This is a genomic window from Halomonas sp. (assembly GCF_041689495.1).
GTDB lineage: Bacteria > Pseudomonadota > Gammaproteobacteria > Pseudomonadales > Halomonadaceae > Halomonas.
The window spans coordinates 1-2,764 of the sequence record NZ_JBDNGD010000495.1; the positions used below are offsets into that span (position 1 = coordinate 1).

Annotated in this window: 3 protein-coding genes and 1 pseudogene; 1 reads left to right on the forward strand and 3 read right to left on the reverse strand. The window is 62.4% G+C overall.

All coding sequences use genetic code 11. From position 1 onward, the window contains the following. Positions 1-289 precede the first annotated feature (289 nt). Positions 290-1,192 (forward strand): IS110 family transposase, encoded by a 903-nt coding sequence (locus ACESMD_RS14780; RefSeq protein WP_372614470.1) that lies wholly within the window; start codon positions 290-292, stop codon positions 1,190-1,192. 341 nt (positions 1,193-1,533) lie between these two features. Here the strand turns inward: ACESMD_RS14780 and ACESMD_RS14785 are convergent, their stop codons facing one another. From ACESMD_RS14785 to ACESMD_RS14795, 3 genes and pseudogenes are all read right to left on the reverse strand, one after another. Then, positions 1,534-1,731, reverse strand: a complete 198-nt coding sequence (locus ACESMD_RS14785; RefSeq protein ID WP_372614472.1) for a hypothetical protein — start codon at positions 1,729-1,731, stop codon at positions 1,534-1,536. A gap of 53 nt (positions 1,732-1,784) precedes the next feature. Further along, positions 1,785-2,393, reverse strand: coding sequence for a SapC family protein (locus tag ACESMD_RS14790; protein WP_372614474.1), 609 nt, complete (start codon positions 2,391-2,393; stop codon positions 1,785-1,787). Between the two features lie 97 nt (positions 2,394-2,490). Then, a pseudogene (locus ACESMD_RS14795) lies at positions 2,491-2,764 on the reverse strand (hypothetical protein); the annotation flags it as partial.

The following is a 2,764-nucleotide window of genomic DNA, read 5'->3' on the forward strand; positions in this document are numbered from 1 at the left end:
AGCTCCTTGTAGCCGGTGTCATGATGATGGCTGGCCATGCGTGCTCCTGTTTCGATGCGCCGATTCTACCGCACCCTTGCCTGTCATTCCCCTCGCTATCCGCTTTCTCTCGGCCCTGACGCTCAGCCTATCTAGCTGCTGCGTAAAGAAAAAAAGCGCCCGCCTACCCGATATCAGGCGTGAGAACGCAAAGGCAGGTAGACATGATGGATTGACCTGCCCCTCCTCAACATCGTGGGTTACGTTGAGGGGGACCAGAACGCAGAGCCACTATTGAGGGAGACAGGTCATGAAACAGTCTAACGCAACTCAGCCGTCTGTTGTTCAGCACGCTGTCGCTGAGCGGCTCAGTGCCGCCAGCGATGTCCATGCCGCCTATATTGGCCTGGACGTGCACAAAGCGAGCATCTCCGTGGCCATCGCCGAGCCAGGGCGTCAGGCCCCCGAGTTCCGCGGCGAGATCCCCCACGAGCCCAAGGCCATCGACACGCTGATTCGTCAGTTGAGCGAGCGCTTCGCGGGGCAGCCTCTGCTGTTCAGCTACGAGGCGGGCCCCTGTGGCTATGGGGTCTATCACCAGGTCCAGGCCAGCGGCCATGACGGTGAGGTCGTGGCCCCGTCCTTGATCCCCCCGCGTGCGGGGGATCGCGTCAAGACGGCTCGGCGAGACGCGAAGATGCTGGCGCGGCTGTCGCGTTCCGGTGAGCTCACCCCGGTGTGGGTCCCGACGCCGGAGCAGGAGGCGATGCGCGGCGTCAGCCTGATCACGGCCATGACGGTACTGGCCGAGCTCGGTGACATCAGCCGCTTCGACTCGCCTCGCCAGCTGATGGCCTACCTGGGGCTGGTGCCCAGCGAGCACTCCAGCGGCGGCAGCCGCCGTCAGGGCGGCATCACCAAAACGGGGAACGGCTATGTGCGACGCGTGCTGGTGGAATCCGCCTGGAGCTACCGCTTCCCGGCGCGCAAGACGCGCATCATTCAGCAGCGGGCGGAGAAGACCTCGCCCGCCGTCCAGGCGATCGCCTGGGAAGCGCAGAAGCGTCTCTGTGGGCGCTACCGCCGGCTGGCCGCCACGGGCAAGGTGAAGCAGCAGGTCACCACGGCGATCGCGCGCGAGTTGGCGGGCTTCCTGTGGGCGATCGCCTGTGAAGCGATGGGCAAACCGCACGGTAGCCGGGCGACCGCATGATCGGGGTGTCCCAGTGCCTAAGTGTCAGGGAGTGTCGGGCCGGTAGGAGAACCCCTGACCCTCCTATAAGGCCCCCGCCCTGCGGGGCAGGGTGACCCTCGCGTGTAGACCAGGGTAGCTCCGCGACGAAGTGATGACAGGTCGGTACCCAACCCACGAATACCAGAGAGATCCGCCGTCGCTGATAGCCCTTCGCTTCCTGACCCTTAGGCATTGAGGACAATCGCATGCCGTAGAGACAACCGAACCCTTGACGGGTCAATCCATACCAGGAGGCCGGTTTGCCGGGCGAGGGTTTGCCGGTTTCAACCACCAAAAACATCGCGCGCTGAAGCGCCCTCCTACCCGATATCAGCCGTGAGCGCGTTGGCGTAGGCGGTGCGGGCGGTCTGGGCGATGGCCAGGCGCTGCTTCAAGCGTTCGATCTCCTGGTCGGTCACCCGTACCTGCATGATCTGAGTGCGGGCTTGCTCGGAGAGATCCGCAGCGTTGTATTCCTTGCCATCGATGGTGACGGTCTGGGCTTGAGGTTCTGGCATAGCGGGCAGTGCTCCTTGAAAAAAATGGTGTCGATGCCGGACTGCGGCGGGGCTCAGCCATCGAAATCGAAGGTGAAGTCGTCGTCGCCGAAGAGTTCATCAATATCGGCCGGCGGGCCACTGCTGTCGAGCTGCTTGGCGATCACCCCATCCTGCAGATTGGTCAGTGAAACCAGATGGGCGTAAACGAGGGCAAGCGCACCGCTGTCACGCAGGCTGACAAGCGTATCGGCATCGAGCCTGGCGAGTGCTTTCTCGCTGACGACCCGCAATCCGCTGAGCTGGTGGCTTTTATCTTCACTGTCGTTGGCCGTATTGCCTGCAGGATTGACCTGGATGCTGCGCTCGACCAGCAGGCCGGCGGCGTCGAGCTGAGCGACCTGTCGCTCGGTGCGTTGCTGATCCTGCTCCAGGGTCATCAACACCTTCTGAATGTTCTTGAGCACCGAGGTGGGCTTGCCCTGGTCATCGAGCAGCGGGTGGCCATCGGGCCGCTCGAAGTGGCGCGCCGCGGCATCGAACTGCACCGCGTACTGCTGGCCCTTCTCGTCGAGCTCGGCCGCGCTCATCGAGACCTTGGCCAAAACGAAGGGATAACGCCGCACATGGGCCGGCACATAACGCTCCAGCCAGTAGGCCTGCGTCGAGGTCAGTTCGTTCATGGTGTCCTCCTATCCATCAGAGGCCACCAGTCTGGCCGACACCGATCAGTTCAAAAAGATGGGTTGGTGGAGCGCCTACCACAAATGCTGGGTAAGATCAGTGCTTGTCTTCGATACGTAGCTTGGCAATATCATCAACCGCCAAGCCGGTCGCTTCGGCAATCTGCTCATCACTCAGCACGCCCAGCTTGATCAGATTGCGAGCAGTCTGCTGCTTGGCCTCCAACTGACCTTCCTGACGCCCTTCCTGACGCTCCTTCTTCACCAGGTTCTCCAAGTTCTCTGCCAGCATATCTCTATCCTCCACCAGGCTGTTTAGCTGTTCCAGGTCGAGCCTGGCCTTGGGGGCTACCCGCTGCAGGTGACGCTTG

Coding starts and splice junctions, on each gene's coding strand:
- ACESMD_RS14780 (WP_372614470.1), top strand. CDS start 290: ATGAAACAGTCTAACGCAACTCAGCCGTCTGTTGTTCAGCACGCTGTC.
- ACESMD_RS14785 (WP_372614472.1), bottom strand. CDS start 1,731: ATGCCAGAACCTCAAGCCCAGACCGTCACCATCGATGGCAAGGAATAC.
- ACESMD_RS14790 (WP_372614474.1), bottom strand. CDS start 2,393: ATGAACGAACTGACCTCGACGCAGGCCTACTGGCTGGAGCGTTATGTG.